Origin of the sequence: Secundilactobacillus angelensis (assembly GCF_012641075.1) — a bacterium.
Lineage (GTDB): Bacteria > Bacillota > Bacilli > Lactobacillales > Lactobacillaceae > Secundilactobacillus > Secundilactobacillus angelensis.
In genome coordinates, this window is record NZ_JAAXLJ010000006.1 from 63,806 (window position 1) to 84,377 (window position 20,572).

The window sequence follows — 20,572 nt, forward strand, 5'->3', positions numbered from 1 at the left end:
TTTAACCTCACAGTTGCGATTGGTGGTCTTGAATCGCCTTTAAAATACGTTCTGAAGCATGACCATCACCGTATGGATTTTTGGCATCAGCCATTCGACGGTATGCCTGTTCATCCGTCAGCAGCGTTTCCATTGCCTCCGTCACCACCGTTGGGTCCGTCCCCACTAGTTTTAACGTCCCAGCCTTAACGCCTTCTGGCCGTTCAGTTTCGTCTCTTAATACCAGTACGGGCTTACCCAATGAAGGTGCTTCTTCTTGTACCCCGCCGGAATCCGTCATGATCAGATAGCTGCGAGCAGCTAAATTATGGAAGTCAACCACGTCCAGCGGTTCAATTAAGTGGATTCGGTCGACATCACCAAGTTCAGCCTGAGCAACCTTTTGTACTGCTGGGCTCAGGTGCACCGGGTAAACGAGTTCAACGTCGGAGTGTGCGGCAACAACTTTGCGAATGGCATCAAACACTCGTTTCATGGGCTCGCCTTGGTTTTCACGGCGGTGCATGGTCAGCAAAATGATCCGGTGCTGATCGTCGATTTGATCCAAAACAGCGTGGTGGTAATTTTTATCCACCGTTTGTTGAAGCGCGTCAATTGCGGTATTGCCAGTAATAAAAATCCGTTCGTCGGGATGGTTCTGCTTGAGCAAGTTTTCCCGGCTCAGAGATGTTGGCGCAAAGTAGTAATCACTTAAGATATCGGTGAGCTGACGGTTCATTTCCTCTGGATATGGCGAATACTTGTCCCAGGTCCGTAGTCCTGCTTCCACGTGTCCCAGTGGAATTTGGTGGTAAAAGGCACTAACACTGGCGGCAAAAGTCGTAGTGGTGTCGCCGTGAACCAGGATAATATCAGGCTGAGCTTCGTCGATCACGCTATCCAAGTGAATCAATACCCGACTAGTGATCTGTGCCAATGTTTGGTTGGGTTTCATAATATTCAGGTCATAATCCGGTTTAATTTTAAAAATGTCTAAAACTTGGTCCAACATTTCCCGGTGCTGGGCCGTCACAACTGTAATAGGTGTAAAATGGTCTGTATCGCGTTGCATTCTTAAGACGATCGGTGCCATTTTAATGGCTTCTGGCCGGGTACCGAACACTGTCATTACTTTAATTGGTTTAGTCATTTTAAATACTCCCAGGTTATGAATTGTCATTTCTTTGCGATTAATCTGATAATGAATCAACGCCTATAATTGTACCAGAACCCTTGTTCAGGAGATACAATTCTGATTAATTTTTCACTTTTGAAACAAACCGTTTACAAAACTTAATCAATTTTAACTTTGTTCTTAATTCTATTTGTCCTATTATAGGACTTAAGCCTAAGAAGGGAAGGTTATCTATTTATGCGTACCCTCAGCCTGATCGTACCTTGTTACAATGAGGAAGAATCGATCAATATTTTTTATGATGCTGTAGTAAAAGTATTTGATTCAATTAACAAAAAAACTGAACGCTATCAGCCGGAATACCTGTTCGTTGACGACGGCTCCAGCGATAAAACATTGTCAATATTAAAGGATTTACAAGAGCAGCATCCCGAAACCGTTCACTACCTCTCGTTTTCCCGTAACTTCGGTAAAGAATCCGCCCTTGCCTGCGGACTAGACGCCTCAACTGGTGATCTGGTTGCCGTCATGGACGTTGACTTACAAGATCCACCAGAATTATTACCGAAAATGATTGATTTGATTGAAAATGACGGCTATGACTGCGTTGGCACTATTCAAAAGCAACGCCGCGGTCAAGGCCGGATTCGCGCCTTCTTATCAGCCCGTTTCTATAACGTGATTGATGCCGTATCACAAGTTCGAATCGAACCTAACGCCCGAGACTATCGTTTAATGACCCGCAAAATGGTCGATACAATCACCTCTTTGCCTGAATATAACCGTTTTTCAAAGGGCATCTTTGCTTGGGTTGGCTACAAAACCACCTACCTTAAGTACGAAAGTCAGCCCCGGGCGGCCGGTAAATCGCACTGGTCATTCATGCAACTGCTCAACTATGCGATTGATGGGATCGTAGACTTTTCAGATGCACCACTGAAAATCGCCACGTGGATTGGTGGCCTTTCCTGCATGGTTGCAATCTGCGGTTTTATTTTTGTCATCGTCCGCGCTTTAACGGTGGGCCATGCAGTTGCTGGCTGGGCTTCAATCGTTTCAATTATTCTCTTTCTTGGCGGTATTCAGCTGTTTAGCCTTGGTATTTTAGGTGAGTACATTGGTAAGATTTACCTAGAAACCAAGCATCGGCCAAAATACATTGTCCAAGAAAAAAAGTAGAGCAAGGAATTTAATATGCATACCCTATGGAACTTATTTAAAAAATACCAAGCCGTCATCAGCTACTTATTCTTTGGCGGTCTGACCACCCTAATCAACATCGGGGCTTTTGCCTGGCTAAACCTGTATATGAACTACCAGTTAGCCACCGCGCTAGCTTGGTTAATCTCCGTCATTTTTGCGTTCATTACTAATAAGCTTTGGGTCTTCAACTCCAAGTCAATGGCCTGGAAAGTCTTTTTCTGGGAAACTTTAACCTTTTTCTTCTTTCGACTATTATCATTGGGTGTCGATGAATTAATCATGTTTGTTGGTGTTTCACTGCTCTCCGGCAACGCACTGATCGTTAAGATTATTGATAACGTTGTTGTCGTGGTCATCAATTATTTCTTTTCCAAATGGATTATTTTCAAAAAATGACTTTACATCAACAAAAACAACCTTCAAAATCAGCTTAAAACTGATCTTGAAGGTTGTTTTTGTTTACCCTTAATGACTATGCTTTAAATCCTGTAAAAATGTCGCAATCAACTGTAACTGTTCAGGTGTATAGCGCTCAACCAACTCTGCGTGCTGCTTATCTAACAATTCACTCAGCTGATTTTGAACATTCACTGCCTTAATGCCAATCTTGGTTGGCTGATAAACGGCCTTGCGTTGTTCTGGAGCTGACTTCGACACAAACCCTAACCGTGAAAGCTTGTTCATATTCTTAGCGATGACGCCAAAACTCAAATCCATCGCTTCCACTAATTGGTCCTCGGAAACTGGTGCTAAAGCAACAACCTGCTGCAATAACTTTAAACTCAGTGTTGATAATTGGGAAATGGCATACTGTAAATCCCGGTTGGGAATATACAATTGAAGCCATTGCCGCTCAAAATTATTATCCTGAGCCCGCGTATTCATGATATCAATCAGTGGATTTTCGATGTGGTGTTTAAAAAAGTCTAATTTATCCAATATATATCCCTCGTTTTTCTGTCAAAAAAACTATATCACAAATCAGAAGACTGAGAAAGCGGTTTGACGCCAACTTCATTCAATCTGACACCCTTTTTACATGGTGATATGACACTGTACCATTGCGCTAAGATACGTTTTTTTGCAATCATATAAAATACTTGAAACCACTTTCAAAATGTTTCACAATGGTGGTGAGCGAATACTAATTGGAAGAGAGCTGATAATATGTATAATCACATCGTTGTGCCACTTGATGGCAGTCATAATTCAAAATTAGCGCTGTCTGAAGCCCTAAAACTGGTTAAACAGTTCAATGCTGAATTAACCATTGTCAATGTTGCCGATGATAAACGACTAATTTACACCGTCACTGGCACTGGTATTGCTAACACTGGCGGGTATTATAAAGAGCTGAATGATCGCGCAACAGCCATCTTAGAAGAAGGCAAAAAGATTGCTGAAGATGCTGGCATAACAGCCAAAACAGAAGTTCTTCACGGCAGTCCTAAACAAGTCATTGGCGTTGAGTACCCCGGAACGCATGATGTTGACCTGATTGTGATGGGTAAATCTGGTACCGATGCCATCGACCGGCTGCTGGTTGGTTCAACAACTGCTGCGGTTGTTCGTAACGCTTTAACCAACGTGCTGGTTATTGCTGAACCGACTAACGGTTAGTCTTTACAACGTCTGCAATCCATGAGAAAATATCTAGTGTGCTTTTTTGGCCCCATAGCACAACTGGATAGGGCACCCGCCTCCTAAGCGGCTGATCCCGGTTCGAGTCCGGGTGGGGTCATATTTTCAATATCCGACTCACTCTGAATCCTTCTTAATCGTTGATATAGAAGGATTTTTATTTTTGGCTTAAAACGATGAAAAACATAAAAAATTCTCTCGCATTTGTTCGGATAATCACTATAAAAAACACCGTATTCAAAATGATAGCTGGTTATTTCAGCAAATTCACAAGTTAGTCTCGTTTTTTTTGATAACAAAAATATTAAACGACGACGTGTCAATTTTCAACTTGACGTCCATTTAATTCAGAGACAAAACATTACCTGAACCAAAATCGTAGTTTAAGATATCGTCCAGATACTGAAGACGTAAAAAGCTGGAATATACCCTTTTGGGGAGGATAACATTATGAGAAAAGTAGCCACCGTAGGAGTGACTCTTTTGGCAGTTCTTACTCTTTCGGCTTGTGGGAGTAAAAGTTCAGAAGATAAAACCTATGACAAAGATTTTATCAATTCTATGGAAAATGGACTCGACAGCCGGTGGACAACCACAGACCGGGCAAAGGATCCAAATAATCCAACGAAGGAAGAATATAGCGAAGCACTAACTAAAGAATATGACACAGTAAAATCTTATAAAAACAAAAACTTCAAGAATGATAAGTTACATGAAGAGGCACTTGCCTACATTAACGCTGTAAAAGAACAAAAAAATACACTTAAATATTATAATGACAACAGCTTCGTCACAAAATGGAATAAAGCCTATGATAAACGAACTGAAGCCATTCTAAAAATTAACAAGCAATATAAGCTAAAAGTTGATCAAGAACATGAGGAAAGTTTGGCTGAACTCACTCGTAATGGTGACAAAGTTATGTCAAACAACGCTAAACAGCAGGCAATAGATGGCTTGATTAAAACTATTAAGTTTAAAAAAACTAAAGACGATGGCGGCTTTAAAACATATGATGCTGACGTTAAAAATAATACTAATTATTCATTCAAATCATTTGGTATTAAGGTGCAACTCAAAGCTAGTAATGGGACTGTAGTTGATACAATTGCTGCTTACACTGATAATTGGTCTAAAGGACAAACCAATCAATTCGAAATTATGACTGACAAATCCTTCAACACATACGCTGTAATTAAAGATTATGTACAATAATCATGAATCTAACAAACTTGATTAAATCTTTATTGAGAAGAAATATAGATAACTCAAATCAGTTAAACCAATCTGATGATTTTGATAAAATGTATGATGCATTCACCCCGTTACAGAAAGAATTAGATATGCTCTGGTCAGAACGAAAAATTAAGGATGCAATTACATTGGGTGAGTCGATGATTACACGCGGTGATAAATTTCCTGTGGTATTCTCTCGGATGGCTGTCCTCTATCATAGTCAAAAAAGATACGAGGACGAAATCCGCATACTGAAACTCGGAATACAGGCGCAAATATATATATCAAATCCAGGAGATGCAAAAAGGAATTTTGAAATCCGTTTAAAACGTACACAAGAGATATTGGCTAGATCCAAATAAAAAGCAAATCAGCCATGTCAATGTGCATGTAAAAATACAAACACGGGTGACGCACAACTATACCAACTAATTTAACTTGTCTAGGTAAAATTTGACAGAATAATTAAAATTGCGAGTTTTACAAAATAAGAAGTAATGGTTAGCTAAGTTGCCAGTATCTACAGACTTAGCCTATATCCCCCTCAACGATCTTAACAGAACTGAGCGTCAACAGTTCTAATTGATTAGAAAAGGTCAACGCTCGAATTAAAGCCGAAGTTCATAGTTCGCATCATACATGTGCATCTTATTAAATTTTTGAAATGAAGTCACTACATTACCTCTCATCTCATTTGGCTGATATTAACTACCCGATTATGCTCAAATATTACTCTCACATAATAGAAAATTAGAAATAATTGAGACTGAAAAAGCTGAGTGGTACTTGCCATCATGGATTCTAAAATAAAACCCAATAATATACCGAAATTGTTTCTAACACATTTTAAACCATCATTACACCAACGTTTAAGCTAGCTAAATATTCTAAGTGAGGTCATACGGCGTTAACGAACCAAATCGGTAAAATAAAATAGTCTGATTTTCAATCAAAACGACTGAAAATCAGACTATTTTTATATAACCTAATCCGCTTATTCCTCACGCTTATGCCGCATACCCTTGCGTTTAGAATGTTTGTTGTGCCCCTTCTTTTTCTTCGTTGGTTCTGGCAGCGAAGCCTTAACTCTTGGCTTGCGACTCGCCGGCTGGATCGCTGTTGGATCCGTCCGAACTTCACCAGCAACCTTAGCTTCTGGTTCAAAAACTTGATCCGCGTCCACGGACTGTTGTTCAAGTTGCTCTGGCCGCTTAGTTCCAAGCCGATGATCCTGGTAATACACTGGCACTAACTCGTAGTCGGTATCTTTTAAAGTCCGTTTTAAGTCCCTTAAATCGTGGTCGTCACCAAAGTTGACCACTTGTCCGGGTTCACCCATTCGACCCGTTCTGCCAACTCGGTGGGTATAGATCGTCGCTGTGTCCGGCAAATCAAAATTAACCACTGCTGGTAACTTAGCGATATCTAAGCCACGGGCAGCCACATCCGTCGACAAGAGCAGTTTAACTCGTCCCAACCGAAAATCGGTCAGTGCCTTTTGTCGCTCAGTCTGGCGTTGATTAGCCGACAATGTGGCCACGGGTACGTGGTGATGGGTCAGCCAACTCTTGGTCTGTTGCAATGCCCCAACGTGGTTAAAGAAGACCAACGCTTTAAACTGCTTAACCGATGTCAGCTTACCCAACATGCCAGCCTTTTTTAAGTTAGAGACCTCTAGTAAACCATGGCGAACCTCACCCTGGGTATGGTCAATATCTCGAACATCCACCCGGGTAACGGGTATACCAAACCACTTCTCTAATTCTGATAAGATTGGGGTTTCAGTAGCAGAGAAGAAGCCTAATTGAACTTCTGATGGGACGTTTTGCAGAATCGTTCTGACCGTATCAAAGGTCTCCCCTTCAAGGAGGTCGTCAGCTTCGTCGACAATGACCGTCTGCACATCGTGAGTCTTCAACTTGCGGTCTTCAATCAGGTTAAGAATCCGTCCGGGAGTTCCAATCACGATCTCAGGATGCTTTTTTAACTGTTCCAATTGTCGCTTAACGTTAGCACCGCCCGTAATTGAGGTAACTTGCATATTAAGCAACGTCGCAAAACTGCGGGTGACATGAGTCAGCTGCATTGCTAATTCTTGTGATGGTGCAACAATCATGGCTTGAATGCCCTGACCAGCTGCCAATCGTTCCAAAACTGGGACAACAAATCCCAAAGTCTTTCCAGAGCCAGTTGGCGCCAATCCAAGGACACTATCACCGTTTTTTAAGGGTTCATATACGGCTGATTGAATTGGCGATAATTCATCAAAACCTAATTTTTCGAATTGATTTTTAAATTGTGGAATCATATTGAACTGCCCCATTTCTGATTAGTTGTCACGTTCATCGTAAAAGACAATTTTTCCTGACTGGCGTAAATTAAACAGCATTTTATTCACCAGAACACTCAAATTCAGCCAACGGTCATAGTCCGCTTGATTCTGTGCATTATCTGGGTGGTTGAGTACCCGCGCAAAATCACGCACTTCAGGCAACATTGGGTTTTCGGTGACGGGTTGGCTAAGTAAATTTTTATGACCATCCGCATCAAAGTAGTTGACCTCACCGATTTCTCCGGCATCATCGATCTCGATGGTATCTTTCAAGCCATAAACCTCAGATGACATATACGAATTGGTAGTTTTACCAAAGTTCAGTGTGACGTTGAATTCACCATACTGTAAAATTGCTACACCCTTACCATCCACCCCGGTCTGAATAAATTCGGGGAAATAGTTGAATTCGCTAGGCATCCCAAATAACGTGATGGCATCATACAGTGGGTAAACTCCTAAATCCTGCAAAGCACCACCCGCAAACTTCAATGAGAAGACGTTTGGTTCCTTACCCTGGAGGACTTGATCATAGCGTGAACTGTACTTCATGTAAGTTAAATTGGCACCCTGAATCACTGGCATTTTCTTTACCTGCGCTTCAATGGCGTGAAAGTTCGGTGTATGAATGTTTCTGGCAGCCTCGAAGTAATGCAGCTCTGGGTGCTGCTTCAGCAATTCTTGAATCCGTTCCATTTGAGCTTGATTTTCAAAAGCTGGCTTTTCAACGATAATATTCTTGCCCGCTTGAATGGCTTGTTGGGCCTGTTCAAAGTGCAAACTGTTTGGTGATGCAATGTAGACTGTAGTAAAATCACCCTGGTTAAAGAACGTTTTAAGGTCGGTATACGTTGCAGCGCTACCATTTTTTTGACTAAACTCGGTTGCAGTGTCCTGGTGTCTCGAATAGACTCCGGTTAGCTGGTACAATCCAGAAGTTTGAGCTGCCTCCACGAATTGTTGAGTCACCCAGTTAGTACCGATAATCCCAAAGTTTATCATTAAAAACGCCTCTCTTTCTGCTTTAACTCCATGATAGCAGTTCCTAACTCAAATGATAATGCACAGACTAGTTTATTTTTAAAATTAAGTTAAAGAACAAGGAATTAGTTAATATACATGTTAAAATTAGGTCAGAATAAGAGTGAGGAGGCCACGTCATGAATGCAAAAGACTTTATCCAATCAAGCCGAACAAAATTGCACAGTTTTCTACGGTCTTCTCAACGAACAACTAAGCGTTCGGCTGCAAAGGCTGATCATTCACCAATGATTTTCATTGGCTCTTGGAAACTGCGCCATTCAGAAACGGCCCGCACTCATTCACTGGTCATCGGTCCCGATTTAACCATCAGTATCGATCATCGCACGATTCCTTGCAAAGTCGTTTCGTTAACGGCGGATACGTTGGTCTTATTAGACCATTATGGGTATCACATCACTATTACAGCGGATGGTGATACACCAGTTAAACTATTTGACGAAGCTGATGATGTGATTTACTACATCGTTGCTAACGCGAATAACTAAGTTAAAAACCAGTCTGACTATCCAATATGAATGGGTAATCAGACTGGTTTTATTTTTAACTAACGCGTGATCCACGAATTCCACTGATGCTGTGAACCATTATAAACGGACCCGCCAACCGTTTGCGACTGGCCGTTTAATTTGACCGTTGCTTTCTGGTTGTACTCAATAAACGCGACTCGATCATCCTGGTGACTGACATTTGAAGTTTGCAACCAGGTATCGTACCGCTCCAATGACGATTGTGCAATCGCCCGCCACACGGTTGGTGAACACCAAATAATAACTTGTTTACCATACCTCTGATGCAGTAGTGAAATAAAGCGTTGCAGTTTTTGTTGTGGTCCAGATTGCTTCAGGTACCCGGTGTCGTAATTCCCGTAAGTTGTCACTTGAACTGCAATCGGCAGCTGCCCTTTCCGTTGGTTCACCGTTTGATCAAAATTTTTCAGCTGAGCACTGGGAGACGTGGTATAGCTATAAACGTGATAAACACCGATTTCCAGATCACTTCCCTGCGACCGATCATAGTTGCTCTGGAATTGATCATCCGCGTAAGTCGCACCAGAAGTCGCCCTTAAATAGGCAAACTGATAGCCTTGATGATGCAGCTGCTGAAAGTCTACGAAACCGTTGGCCTGACTGAGTGAAACACCACGTACCGGGTACTTACTCAGTTGCTGATCCCGATAATGCTGATAGCCAACCCAGCCACCAATGACTAGGATCAGGATGAATAAGATCCCAAAAAAGCGTAATCGCCGAGAACGGTTGCGCAGCTGCTTATAAGTATTGGTATAAATTGGTTCAATCTGTCGTCGTCTCACGCCTGCTCATCCCTTGTCCCTTAGTCACACTTATTTTACCATGCTTTTGGAAAATCGCAGACATCATTACCAAAACTCAAGTTCTCGTCTGATCAATGGCTTCTTTAACCCGACTCATGACGGCCTCCGTCTTATTGGACAGCTTAACCGCAACAATTGTAAATAAACTATCAATCATAGCCAACTGGGCAATCAGTGTGTACATGCTATCGGATGTAGTCGACATTTGGTCAGCCAAAGACAGTAGCACCATATCTGCTCGCTGCGCCAAAGAAGAACGACCGTAGCTAGTAATGGCAACCACTGGCACGTGATTGTTATGAAGTTGTTTTAAAACGGTCAGCGTCTGCTGGTTCTCGCCCGAATGTGAAATCATGATGGCACAATCGTTTTCATTCATTTTGGCGGCTTGCATGAGCTGAACGTCGAAATCAGGATAATACTCACTATTAATAGAAGTTCTTAAAAATTTATGGTATCCATCTAATGCAGCAACCGACGAACCGCCCAGCCCAAAGAACGCTAACTGATGGCACTTTAGAATATGATCCGTAATCTCTTCCAACTCATCATCATGAAGTAATGACCGGGTGGAAATCAACGCGTCGATCATTGCCTGAAAGGTTTTTTCAGCCATGACCTTTGGTGTGTCATCCGGCTTAACTTTTTTAAACATACTGCTCTGGTTAACATCCGACGAAACGTTAGCTAGGTCAAGACTGAATTCACGGAAACTAGAATAACCTACCGCCTTTGCAAAGCGGGAAATTGAGGCGGTGGAGACCCCAACTTTTTCAGCCAATTCATTGATGGTTAAATCACTTACTAATTGCGGCTGTGCAAAAATATAATCCGCAATTTTTTGATGTAGTTTACTTAAATTGGGATAGTAGGATCTGATGCTGCTGATCGCTGATTGTGCCAAATTGACTGCCTCCTAGGTGCAAATCTACCATTTAAATTATTCTTTATCACTGATATGACAACGCTTATACGTTATACAGCCTAAACCTGCATTCACTAGTCTTTAAACTTATTTTACCATCTCATATCGCGAATTGGTACGGCCTTCTCGTACACTATACACCATGTATTCTAGCCATTACTATCTGATTTGTAAATAATTTTCTAATCATCCCTTGAATTGTGAAATCTTTTTTCATATAATAGACGAGTTGATTCATTTAAAAAGAACTTATTCGAGATGCTTATTCTTGTAAACGGTTTAAAAGTCATTTACACTCACATTGCAAGTTCTAATCAGAAAGGGAGTCATAGAAAAATGGACTATATGATCGGTGTTGATATAGGAACAACCAGCGTCAAAACTGTGCTGTTCGACAATGTCGGCAAGGTACAAGGCTACTCCAACAATTTGTATCCGCTTTACCAAGACGTTCCCGATATGGCGGAAGAAGATCCGGATGAGATCTTTTCAGCAATTGTGGATGGTTTAACGACGGTTTTACGCAAGGCAAACTTAAGTGCTGGCGAACTGAAGGGTGTCTCCTTCTCAGCTGCCATGCATAGTTTGATTCTATTAGACGAAAATCATAAGCCAATGACCCGTGCCATTACTTGGGCGGATAATCGGGCTGTCAAGTACGCGGACCAGTTACGAGAAAACGGTGTTGGCAAGCAGATCTACGAAAAGACTGGGACCCCCATTCACCCAATGACTCCCTTCACGAAGCTTATCTGGCTTCGCAATGACCACCAGGACTTATTTAACAAAGCTCGCTGGTTCGTCGGAATCAAGGAATACGTCATCTATAAGTTATTCGGGGTTTTAAAGGAAGACTATTCCATTGCTAACGCTACTGGGATGTTCAACATCTTCAAGATGGATTGGGACGACCAAGCACTTGAACTTGCTGGCGTAACACGTGACCAACTACCAGAATTGGTTGATACAACTGATACTGTTACGGGCATGAATGAAGACTACGCCAGAGTGATTGGCATCGACCCTAATACCCCGTTTGTCATGGGTGCTTCGGATGGCCCTCTGGCTAACCTTGGGGTCAACGCCATTGATCCTGGTGTCGTAGCCGTTACCATTGGTACTTCTGGTGCTGTTCGGGTAGTTACCGATAAGCCTAAGATTGACCCTAAAGGCCGGGTATTTTGTTACTACCTCGCACCAAACAAGTGGGTTGTTGGCGGGCCAGTCAATAACGGTGGTATCGTCTTTCGCTGGGTACGTGATCAGTTATTCGCACCCGAAAAGATCACTGCGGAACAAATGAAAATCGACAGCTACGATTTACTGACGGAAATTGCTTCAAAGATTCCTGCCGGTTCAGACGGCTTGATTTTCCACCCATTCCTTGGGGGCGAACGGGCACCTATCTGGGATGCCAACGCTCGTGGTTCATTCTTCGGTTTGACCCGGAATCACACCCGTGCTCACATGGTTCGCGCTGCTCTGGAAGGGATTGTTTACAACCTCTACACCGTGCTGATTGCACTAGAAGAAGTCGTTGGTAAGCCCGTCAGCATTCAAGCAACCGGTGGCTTCGCGCGATCAGCGCTTTGGCGCCAGATGCTAGCCGATATTTTCGAGCAGGATGTCACGATTCCTGAAAGTGTTGAGGGTACCGCTTTAGGTGCTGCTGTCCTTGGGATGTACAGCTTAGGTTTAATCGATGACCTTAGCGAGGTCAAGCAATTCGTTGGTGTCACTAATGTTCACCACCCTAACCCAGATACTTTTGAAGCTTATCGGGCACTGGTACCAATTTACATCCGTTTAAGTCGGCAATTACAAACCGAATACAAGGCCATTGCTGATTTCCAACGTAGTCAGGATGCTAAGAAAGCAAAGTCTGACAACGAGCTTTAATTAATGGGATCCAACTTTAAAAATTTAAAAAGGGTTTCCAATTGTCCGTCACTGTGAAACGTCTCTCGTTGACGCTTCTTAGATTATTCTGAAAGGGTTTTCTAACTATGGAAATACTAGCGTTAGTAATTGGGATTCTATTCCTGTTAGTTTTGATCATTCAATTCAAAATGAACACTTTCGTCTCCCTAATTTTAACTTCTGTTTTAACCGCCATTCTCCTTGGCATGCCACTCACTAAGATTGCCACCAGTATTGAAACTGGTATTGGCAGTCAATTGGGTGAGTTATCCTTGGTATTTGGCTTTGGGGCCATGTTAGGCCGGTTAGTCGCCGATGCCGGTGGTGCCCACAAGATTGCTACGACTTTAATCAACAAATTTGGTAGAAAACGACTTCAATTAGCTATTATGCTCGCGTCATTCATTATTGGGATTGCGTTATTCTTCGAAGTTGGTATGGTTCTGTTGGTTCCTATCGTATTTGCAATTGCCGTTGAAGCCGAAGTGCCAATTTTGTACCTTGGGATTCCAATGGCAGCTGCATTGTCAGTTACCCACGGATTTCTGCCACCTCACCCAGCACCAACTGCCATTGCCGCAGCTTTGGGTGCCAGTGATGGTTAAAGTCTTACTCTTCGGTATTATTGTTGCTGTTCCCGCTGCATACATTGCGGGTCCGCTTTTCACGAAGTTAGCCGAGAAGTTTGCGCCATCTGCTTTCAAGCAAAAAGGTAACTTAAGTTCTTTGGGTGAAGTTAAAGAAATGGCGCCGGATGAAGAACCAAGCTTTGGTGTATCCGTTTTGACTTCACTATTCCCTGTTATCTTGATGGCGATCACGACCATCTATAAGATGACCGTTGACGGCGGTGCCACTCCGACTAAGAACCCAACGATGCTAGATCAAATCGTTGCCTTCATCGGTGACCCAGCTATCGCAATGTTGATTTCATTGCTGTTTGCAATGTGGTCAATGGGCTGGGCTCGTAAACGAGCAACCAAAGACATCATGGAAACCGTTGAAAACGCCGTTAAGTCAATTGCTATGCTGCTGTTAGTTATCGGTGGTGGTGGTGCCTTCAAGCAAGTCTTGATCGACGGTGGTGTTGGTAATGAAGTTGCCAAGATCTTTACTAACTCAAGTATCAGTCCTCTGATCCTTGGTTGGTTAGTTGCCGTTGTCCTACGTGTTGCTTTAGGTTCAGCTACCGTTGCCGCTTTAACAGCTGCTGGGATCGTTGCACCACTGATGTCTGCAGCGGGCGTGGACCCTGCTTTGATGGTTCTTGCCATTGGTGCCGGTTCATTAGCCGCTTCACACGTTAACGATGCTGGGTTCTGGATGTTCCGAGAATACTTTGATTTGACCGTTAAGCAAACACTTTCGATTTGGACGGTGCTTGAAACGGTTATCTCAGTTGTCGGGATTTGCATGGTTATGATTCTTAACATGTTTTTCCACTAATAATTATCATTAATTTCTAATGTGAAACCCTTCCCCGGTGCGTTGTCACCGGGGTTTTTCTTTGCTATAATTGATTGCTATTGAATTGGGAAGGACGGAAATTATCTTGAGTGAACCAAAATTAAAACGTGAGATCGGTTTATTTACCGCCCTATCAACTGTGATGGGAACAGTTATTGGTGCCGGTGTCTTCTTCAAAGTCGCGAGTGTTGTCGAAGTCACCGGATCAGCCAGTATGACCTTGGCTGCCTGGATATTAGGTGGCTTACTTACCATCTGTGCTGGACTTACCGTTGCGGAATTAGCCGCGGCGATTCCACGAACTGGTGGCGCAATCAAATATATTGAATACACCTATGGTAAACTGCCTGGCTTTTTGATGGGCTGGGCGTTAATCTTGGTATACTACCCCGCTAATATTGCCGCGCTGTCGATTATCTTTTCCACACAGGTTCTCAATCTATTCAGCTTACCACTAGTTTGGCACCTACCGATTGCCATTGCATGTGGTCTAAGTATCACTCTCATCAACTTTTTAGGTGCTCGAGTCGGTGGCGCACTTCAATCAATTACGCTAATTTTTAAACTGATTCCAATTTTTATCATCGCAATCTTTGGATTATTCTCGAAGGCTCATGTCGCGGTTTCGCTAGTCCCCATTACCGCTGGTCCTCACCTTAACTTTTGGACAGCGTTTAGCAGTGGCTTGCTCGCTACCATGTTTGCTTATGACGGCTGGATCAGTATTGGTAACGTCGCTGGAGAAATGAAACATCCAGAAAAAGATTTGCCACGGGCAATCGTTTTAGGACTCGTCTTCATTACCATCATTTACGCCTTGATCAACTTCGTCTTCCTGAAGAGCATGCCAGTTAGCCAAATCGCGGGTAACCTTAACACGGCATCAGAATCAGCTGAAATGATTTTTGGACCCTTCGGCGGTAAACTGGTTACCATGGGAATCTTAGTTTCCGTCTATGGTGCAATCAATGGCTACACCTTAACGGGGATGCGCGTACCGCTTGCAATGGCTGCTGAAGATTCACTGCCCTTTAGCAAGCAATTACGTAAAATCTCACGCAAGACATACGTGCCCTACTTCGCTGGCTTAGCTGAGCTAGGGATTGCAATCATCATGATGTTCATGGGCTCATTTGATACCCTGACCGATATGCTGGTCTTTGTCATGTGGATTTTTAACATTCTCTTGTTCATCGCATTATTCATTCTACGTAAACGAGAACCTAAATTGCGTCGGCCCTACCGCGTGCCTGGGTATCCGATTATTCCAATCATTGCCATTCTTGGCGGGCTGTTCATTTTGATCATTACGATTTGGACACAAACGGGATTGGCGGTTACTGGACTTATCCTAACGGGAATCGGTATTCCAGTTTACTATTATCACCAACGCAAGCGTAATAAAACGGAATAAATAATCTGCAAAGCCCTCGATATGAGGGCTTTTATTTTGGGTTGATCCAGAAGGTTGAGAACGATTTTGGTCAGTGCTAAACTGAAAGCGGTTTATAAATTTGATTTAACGATTGGCAGATGTGATGATAATGGCAACTGAATTGGAAAAACAGCAAAATGGTGAACTATACGATGCACATGATCCGATTTTTAAGCAATACAAGGATGAGGCAAATCATTTCTTGATGGCTTATAACCAAACACCGTACGATGCAGCGGACAAGCGACGGCAACTGCTGGAACAGTCACTTGGCAGCATTGGTAAGCAAGTGACGGTGGGAACACCTTTTCTGTGTGACTTTGCGCGCAACATTCATTTGGGTGATAAAATCTCCATTAATATGAATTGCTCATTCATGGATTCTGGCACGATTACGCTTGATGGTGAAACCATGATTGCACCCAACGTCCAAATTTACACGGGTACTCATCCAGTGCCACTGTCACAACGCCTAAATGACCAATGGGATGAACATCCCGAACAGCATTTTGTCCGCACTCGGTCCCTGCCCGTTCACATCAAGCACGGGTGCTGGATTGGCGGAGGCGTCATTATTTTACCTGGCGTGACGATTGGTGAAGGGACGGTAATCGGTGCCGGTAGCGTGGTGACTAAGGATATCCCTGATCACGTGGTAGCGGTGGGAAACCCTTGTCACGTGTTGAGAATAATTAGCGACTAAACCAAAGAGGATGAGGAAGCCAGTTAGCTTCTTCATCCTCTTAAATTTGAATATCTAAATTGCTTCATCATGATCAGTTTCCGGAATCGGCAGGTCTGGGAACATCCGCTTCAAATATTCCGTTGCTGGTTCATCAGGTACGCGATCAGCTTCCACCACCTGTGTAATAGAGTTAAACGTCAACATCAACATGATGGCACCATTTTCATCACGAACGGCGTAGTAACGAATACCCAGCTGAATTGCTCGAAAAATGAGCTCCTGCGCATGGACGTTCAACCGCGACATTCTTGGCAGTAATTGGTCAGTGCCGACCCGCTGTGCTTTCCATTCTGAGGCTCGCTGAATACCAAAGGACATTAAACTGCCATTGTCATCTAAATGTTTCTCCAATTTGGCAGATGGTGTCAATTCGGGGTGACTGACGATTTCAGCAAAATCGTCGACAGCGTTGATTAGCTCAGTGTGGGCTTTCAGCTCAACCGCTAACTGATGTAATTGATTAAAGAACGCCTGTCCCTCAGCGGCCTTAAAGGTCGCTTGAGAAGGTTCTTCCAGCGCCACTCGTTCATTATCCAAGTCAGCCTGTCTTAACCGGTCCACGATTTGGTCATCATCCACGGGTGTTACCAGTGCATAGATAAATAATAGTTTCATCAAATATAGTGCGTGACGGCTAATACCATTTGACCGAAATGGTGTTGAATCGAGACAACGAAATTCAAGATACCGAACACCCTTGGTTTTTAATTCATTCAATTCATCAACACCGCGCAACCGAACAGGACCATAAAACTCCGCTTGACTGTATAATTTTTTATCTTTAATTAATTTATTCAAACGCGTCACAAAGTATGGCAACGATTGATAAATGGTGGCATCAATGCCATCCTCTGGTAAATTACCATACCCATAATGACTATTCCGAATACTTCTGACCGGATGTAACAAGCTTTCCGGCTGCTGGTCAAAAAAGCCTGCTTCGGCAACCGGTGACGCCCCAAATAGATACGTCATTAGCCAGCGATTCAACACCAGATTTTGCGCCGTTCGGAAATACAAAGCATTTCGGAAATCAATCACCTGATCATACTCATTCTCATAATGGGCATATAGTCGGTTGATGACCGGGTCTGGGATACTATAGTTCAGATGCACACCCGTCATAATTTTTGGGGAAACACCGTACTTGTTAGTCAGATAATCACGGTAGTCAGCATAGGCGGGTCGCTCAAAATGAGACTGAATAAAAGCTGCATCTTCCGCCGTAATTCTTGGTGGCATACTCAAAGGCCAGATTCGATCGCCACCTTGTAGGGAACGATAAAAAACGGTCTGCAATGTGTCTAATTGATCCAAGACACCACCAATATTAGGATTAGGATCGGTAATTAATTCTGCCTGAGATTCAGCGAAATCCGTCTGTAAATAAGGATGAAAACTTCGTGAACCCAACATTCGAGGATGCGGTTCACGACTCAACTGTCCCGTTTTATCCACCCGGTTTTCTTCAATTTCTAGCCCGACCAGGCCATGATACAGCTGCTCACTGACGCCTTCAGTTTTAATAACGTTCAATAGATTGTCTAACATCCGAGATCCCCCGTTTGTGTGTGGTAACGTTGAATTGATTATAGATTAAAACATGGTGAGTAATCAAGTTCTGTCCATAAGAAAAAGAACCAACTAAGACTAATCTTGGTTGGTTCTTTCAATATTAAATAAATTTTAATCTTTTTCCAGTAAAGTGACAGACTCGATATGTGGCGTCTGTGGAAATTGGTCTACTGGCTGGATTGGTTCAGTCACGTGGTAACCCTCTTCAGCAAAACGCTGAATATCACGTACCAAGGTAGACGGGTTGCAACTCACGTAAACCACTTTCTTAGGCTGCATTGCTGCAGCACTGTGAATCAACGTTTCATCTAAGCCCTTACGTGGTGGATCAACAACGATGACATCGGGCTTTAAGCCCTGCTTTTGCCACTCTGCCATCTGGTATTCGGCTTTATTGGTTTCGAAATGCAAGTTAGTCAATTCATTCAGCTTGGCATTCTTCTTGGCATCCTCAACAGCGGTTGAAACCACTTCAACGCCGTATACTTCTTTAGCGTGGCGTGCCATAGCTAAGGAAATCGTCCCGATACCACAGTAGGCATCAATCACAGTTTCCTGGCCAGTTAAGCCTGCCCGATCAATAGCTAACTGATACAACTTTTCAGTTTGTACCGGGTTAACTTGGTAGAAGGACTGAGCCGAAATTTCAAACCGGTTGCCTAATAGGGAATCATGAATCACTGGCTCACCATATAAGACATTGGTGATTGGTCCAAGAATCACGTTGGTTGGCCGGTTGTTCACGTTTTGAATAATACTGGTAACCTCAGGGAGTTGCTCTGAAATTTGCGCCACGATTTCCTTTGAACGAGGTAGGGTATGACTGTTGGTGATCAAACCAACCATCATTTCTTTTTCGTAATAACTTTGACGAACCATCACGTTACGGATGATCCCTTTATGGGTGCGTTCGTCATAAGCCGGAATCCCTTCAGCCCGCAAAATATCCCGAACAATCACGATTGCTTTATCAATTCTAGGATCTTGAATATAGAAATCAGTCAGTGGCACTAAGTCATGGGAATGTTGGCGATAAAAACCAGTTTCCAGTTGGCCGTTTACCATTCGGACTGGGATTTGAGCCTTGTTACGATAGTGATATGGGGTCTCCATGCCAATGGTTTCAGAAACACTCAGGTCAAGCTTATTCTTGGCCAATAATGATTCGATTTGGTGCTGCTTAAAACGCAGCTGAGCCGGGTAAACCATGTGCTGTAAAGGTGCAATCCCCGCTTGTGCGAGTTTGCGGTCCTTCGCATCGATTTCAGCCCGGTCTGGTGAAGTCGTTACGTGTTCCAAAACCCGACCAAAGCCAAAGCTTTTTCCGACTTTCGTCACAACAAATTTAATTTCTTCACCTGGTAATGCATTGGCGATAAACAACGAATAGTTGTCGATTTTAACCACGCCGTTACCTTCATAGGTCAGGTCCATAACCGTGCCCGTATACGTTTCATTTTTTGCTACTGGTGCTTGTATTTTCATTAAAATCTCCTTGTTTTAACCAAAAGAAAGGTTTTGCTGCCTTATGTATCATACAGCAAAACCCTCCCAATTCATACCTAAATCACTATTTCTTTGGTTCTTCATCCGCCGGCAGTTCTTGAACACCCGCCAAGAATTTACGCTCAGCTTCAAGTACTTCAGGGGTTTCAGTCTCAACCTGAGCATCCGGAATATCATCCAGATTAGCATAGGTTTCGATGTGTTGCTTTAAGTTAACGAAAGTCATTGGCGCATCACCGCCATATTCGCCATCCAAGTTGATCATGATTTTAGAATCACCTTTGGGTTTAGCTTCAACCTTGCGCACTTTACGATAAATGATCCGCGGATCATTGATGTGCTTGCCCCCGTTTAACACTAAGGTCAACAGGTACAAAATTTCGGCTAAGTTACTGGTTTTGACGATGATCATGGTGAACTTACCGTCGTTTAGCGACGCATCGGGAACGATTTGTTCAAAGCCGCCAACAGAATTGGTCAATGCTAAGAAGAACATGGAAGCTTCGCCATCGTATTCTTCGCCGTCGTATTTTAGATCTACCTTGAACGGCCGGATCCGTGGAAGCAACTCCGCACCCTTGACGATATAGGCCAAGTAACCAAATAAAGTTTTTAAATTGGACGGCACTTCGTAGGTTAACTCAGTTAAACGACCACCGCCGGCAATGTTAACAAAGTATTTCTCCCCTGCCAAGCCGATGTCCATCTTAATGGTTTGGTCCTTCAACACGACCTTAGCAGCCGCTAGAGGATCCTCACGCGGAATACGCAGTGCACGAGCGTAATCGTTAGTAGTTCCTGCTGGAATGATGGCCATTTTCGGGCGTTTCTTCAGACCAGCAATACCGTTGACAACCTCGTTAATCGTACCATCGCCACCAGCTGCCACAACTAGATCAAAGCCTTCACGACTGACTCGTTCGGCTTCATCACGTGCCGAATTAGGAGCTGGAGTAGTAGCAAATGCGCTAGTTTCGTACCCCGCTTGTTCAAAAACTCCTAAAATATCGATCATATCCTTCTTTAAAGCCTCTCGACCCGAAGAAGGATTATATATCACTCGCGCACGTTTCCGCATAAGTGTTTCCCTCCAATA

18 protein-coding genes, 1 tRNA gene and 1 pseudogene are annotated in these 20,572 nt (G+C 43.2%); 11 read left to right on the forward strand and 9 right to left on the reverse strand.

Annotated features, from left to right (window positions below; all coding sequences use genetic code 11):
* Window positions 1-7: 7 nt before the first annotated feature.
* Window positions 8-1,129, reverse strand: a complete 1,122-nt coding sequence (gene wecB / locus HC026_RS04865; RefSeq protein WP_168924871.1) for a non-hydrolyzing UDP-N-acetylglucosamine 2-epimerase — start codon at window positions 1,127-1,129, stop codon at window positions 8-10.
* A 222-nt stretch (window positions 1,130-1,351) separates the two neighbouring features.
* Between wecB and HC026_RS04870 the strand changes: the two genes are divergently transcribed.
* On the forward strand, window positions 1,352-2,293 hold the full coding sequence (locus HC026_RS04870) for a glycosyltransferase family 2 protein (protein ID WP_168924872.1): 942 nt from the start codon (window positions 1,352-1,354) through the stop codon (window positions 2,291-2,293).
* A 15-nt stretch (window positions 2,294-2,308) separates the two neighbouring features.
* Window positions 2,309-2,713, forward strand: a complete 405-nt coding sequence (locus HC026_RS04875) for a GtrA family protein (protein ID WP_168924873.1) — start codon at window positions 2,309-2,311, stop codon at window positions 2,711-2,713.
* Window positions 2,714-2,782: 69 nt separating this feature from the next.
* On the opposite strand, the gene HC026_RS04880 is transcribed toward HC026_RS04875, so the two are convergent.
* A complete protein-coding gene (locus HC026_RS04880) occupies window positions 2,783-3,256 on the reverse strand; it encodes a hypothetical protein (protein ID WP_168924874.1) in 474 nt (157 codons plus the stop codon).
* Between the two features lie 228 nt (window positions 3,257-3,484).
* Between HC026_RS04880 and HC026_RS04885 the strand changes: the two genes are divergently transcribed.
* The 4 genes from HC026_RS04885 (at window position 3,485) to HC026_RS04900 (ending at window position 5,556) form a co-directional block, all read left to right on the forward strand.
* Window positions 3,485-3,937 carry a universal stress protein gene (locus tag HC026_RS04885; RefSeq protein ID WP_168924875.1) on the forward strand — a complete coding sequence of 151 codons (453 nt, stop codon included), beginning with the start codon at window positions 3,485-3,487 and terminating at the stop codon, window positions 3,935-3,937.
* Window positions 3,938-3,985: 48 nt separating this feature from the next.
* Window positions 3,986-4,058, forward strand: a tRNA-Arg gene (locus tag HC026_RS04890).
* A 350-nt stretch (window positions 4,059-4,408) separates the two neighbouring features.
* A complete protein-coding gene (locus HC026_RS04895) occupies window positions 4,409-5,173 on the forward strand; it encodes an FxLYD domain-containing protein (protein ID WP_168924876.1) in 765 nt (254 codons plus the stop codon).
* A gap of 17 nt (window positions 5,174-5,190) precedes the next feature.
* Window positions 5,191-5,556, forward strand: a complete 366-nt coding sequence (locus HC026_RS04900; protein ID WP_168924877.1) for a hypothetical protein — start codon at window positions 5,191-5,193, stop codon at window positions 5,554-5,556.
* A 632-nt stretch (window positions 5,557-6,188) separates the two neighbouring features.
* Here the strand turns inward: HC026_RS04900 and HC026_RS04905 are convergent.
* Both HC026_RS04905 and HC026_RS04910 read right to left on the reverse strand, forming a co-directional pair.
* Window positions 6,189-7,502 (reverse strand): DEAD/DEAH box helicase, encoded by a 1,314-nt coding sequence (locus HC026_RS04905; protein ID WP_168924878.1) that lies wholly within the window; start codon window positions 7,500-7,502, stop codon window positions 6,189-6,191.
* 21 nt (window positions 7,503-7,523) lie between these two features.
* The gene (locus tag HC026_RS04910; RefSeq protein WP_168924879.1) at window positions 7,524-8,528 is read right to left on the reverse strand and encodes a Gfo/Idh/MocA family protein; all 1,005 of its coding nucleotides are present in this window, start codon (window positions 8,526-8,528) and stop codon (window positions 7,524-7,526) included.
* Between the two features lie 158 nt (window positions 8,529-8,686).
* Here HC026_RS04910 and HC026_RS04915 point away from each other — a divergent pair, with 158 nt between their 5' ends.
* On the forward strand, window positions 8,687-9,055 hold the full coding sequence (locus HC026_RS04915) for a DUF4828 domain-containing protein (RefSeq protein WP_168924880.1): 369 nt from the start codon (window positions 8,687-8,689) through the stop codon (window positions 9,053-9,055).
* Between the two features lie 59 nt (window positions 9,056-9,114).
* Here the strand turns inward: HC026_RS04915 and HC026_RS04920 are convergent, their stop codons facing one another.
* On the reverse strand, window positions 9,115-9,882 hold the full coding sequence (locus tag HC026_RS04920) for a GH25 family lysozyme (RefSeq protein ID WP_168924881.1): 768 nt from the start codon (window positions 9,880-9,882) through the stop codon (window positions 9,115-9,117).
* Between the two features lie 76 nt (window positions 9,883-9,958).
* Window positions 9,959-10,807, reverse strand: a complete 849-nt coding sequence (locus tag HC026_RS04925; protein WP_168924882.1) for a MurR/RpiR family transcriptional regulator — start codon at window positions 10,805-10,807, stop codon at window positions 9,959-9,961.
* A gap of 357 nt (window positions 10,808-11,164) precedes the next feature.
* Between HC026_RS04925 and gntK the strand changes: the two genes are divergently transcribed.
* The 4 genes and pseudogenes from gntK (at window position 11,165) to HC026_RS04945 (ending at window position 16,353) form a co-directional block, all read left to right on the forward strand.
* A complete protein-coding gene (gene gntK, locus HC026_RS04930) occupies window positions 11,165-12,727 on the forward strand; it encodes a gluconokinase (RefSeq protein ID WP_168924883.1) in 1,563 nt (520 codons plus the stop codon).
* A 107-nt stretch (window positions 12,728-12,834) separates the two neighbouring features.
* Window positions 12,835-14,194: pseudogene (locus HC026_RS04935) on the forward strand (gluconate:H+ symporter).
* A 106-nt stretch (window positions 14,195-14,300) separates the two neighbouring features.
* Complete coding sequence (locus HC026_RS04940) at window positions 14,301-15,629, forward strand: APC family permease (protein WP_168924884.1); 1,329 nt, start codon at window positions 14,301-14,303, stop codon at window positions 15,627-15,629.
* Between the two features lie 130 nt (window positions 15,630-15,759).
* Window positions 15,760-16,353, forward strand: a complete 594-nt coding sequence (locus tag HC026_RS04945) for a sugar O-acetyltransferase (protein ID WP_168924885.1) — start codon at window positions 15,760-15,762, stop codon at window positions 16,351-16,353.
* A gap of 54 nt (window positions 16,354-16,407) precedes the next feature.
* On the opposite strand, the gene HC026_RS04950 is transcribed toward HC026_RS04945, so the two are convergent.
* From HC026_RS04950 to HC026_RS04960, 3 genes are all read right to left on the reverse strand, one after another.
* The gene (locus HC026_RS04950; RefSeq protein ID WP_168924886.1) at window positions 16,408-17,946 is read right to left on the reverse strand and encodes a gamma-glutamylcysteine synthetase; all 1,539 of its coding nucleotides are present in this window, start codon (window positions 17,944-17,946) and stop codon (window positions 16,408-16,410) included.
* A gap of 135 nt (window positions 17,947-18,081) precedes the next feature.
* Window positions 18,082-19,455 (reverse strand): 23S rRNA (uracil(1939)-C(5))-methyltransferase RlmD, encoded by a 1,374-nt coding sequence (gene rlmD, locus HC026_RS04955; RefSeq protein WP_168924887.1) that lies wholly within the window; start codon window positions 19,453-19,455, stop codon window positions 18,082-18,084.
* A gap of 85 nt (window positions 19,456-19,540) precedes the next feature.
* On the reverse strand, window positions 19,541-20,554 hold the full coding sequence (locus HC026_RS04960; protein ID WP_168924888.1) for a diacylglycerol kinase: 1,014 nt from the start codon (window positions 20,552-20,554) through the stop codon (window positions 19,541-19,543).
* Window positions 20,555-20,572 lie beyond the last annotated feature (18 nt).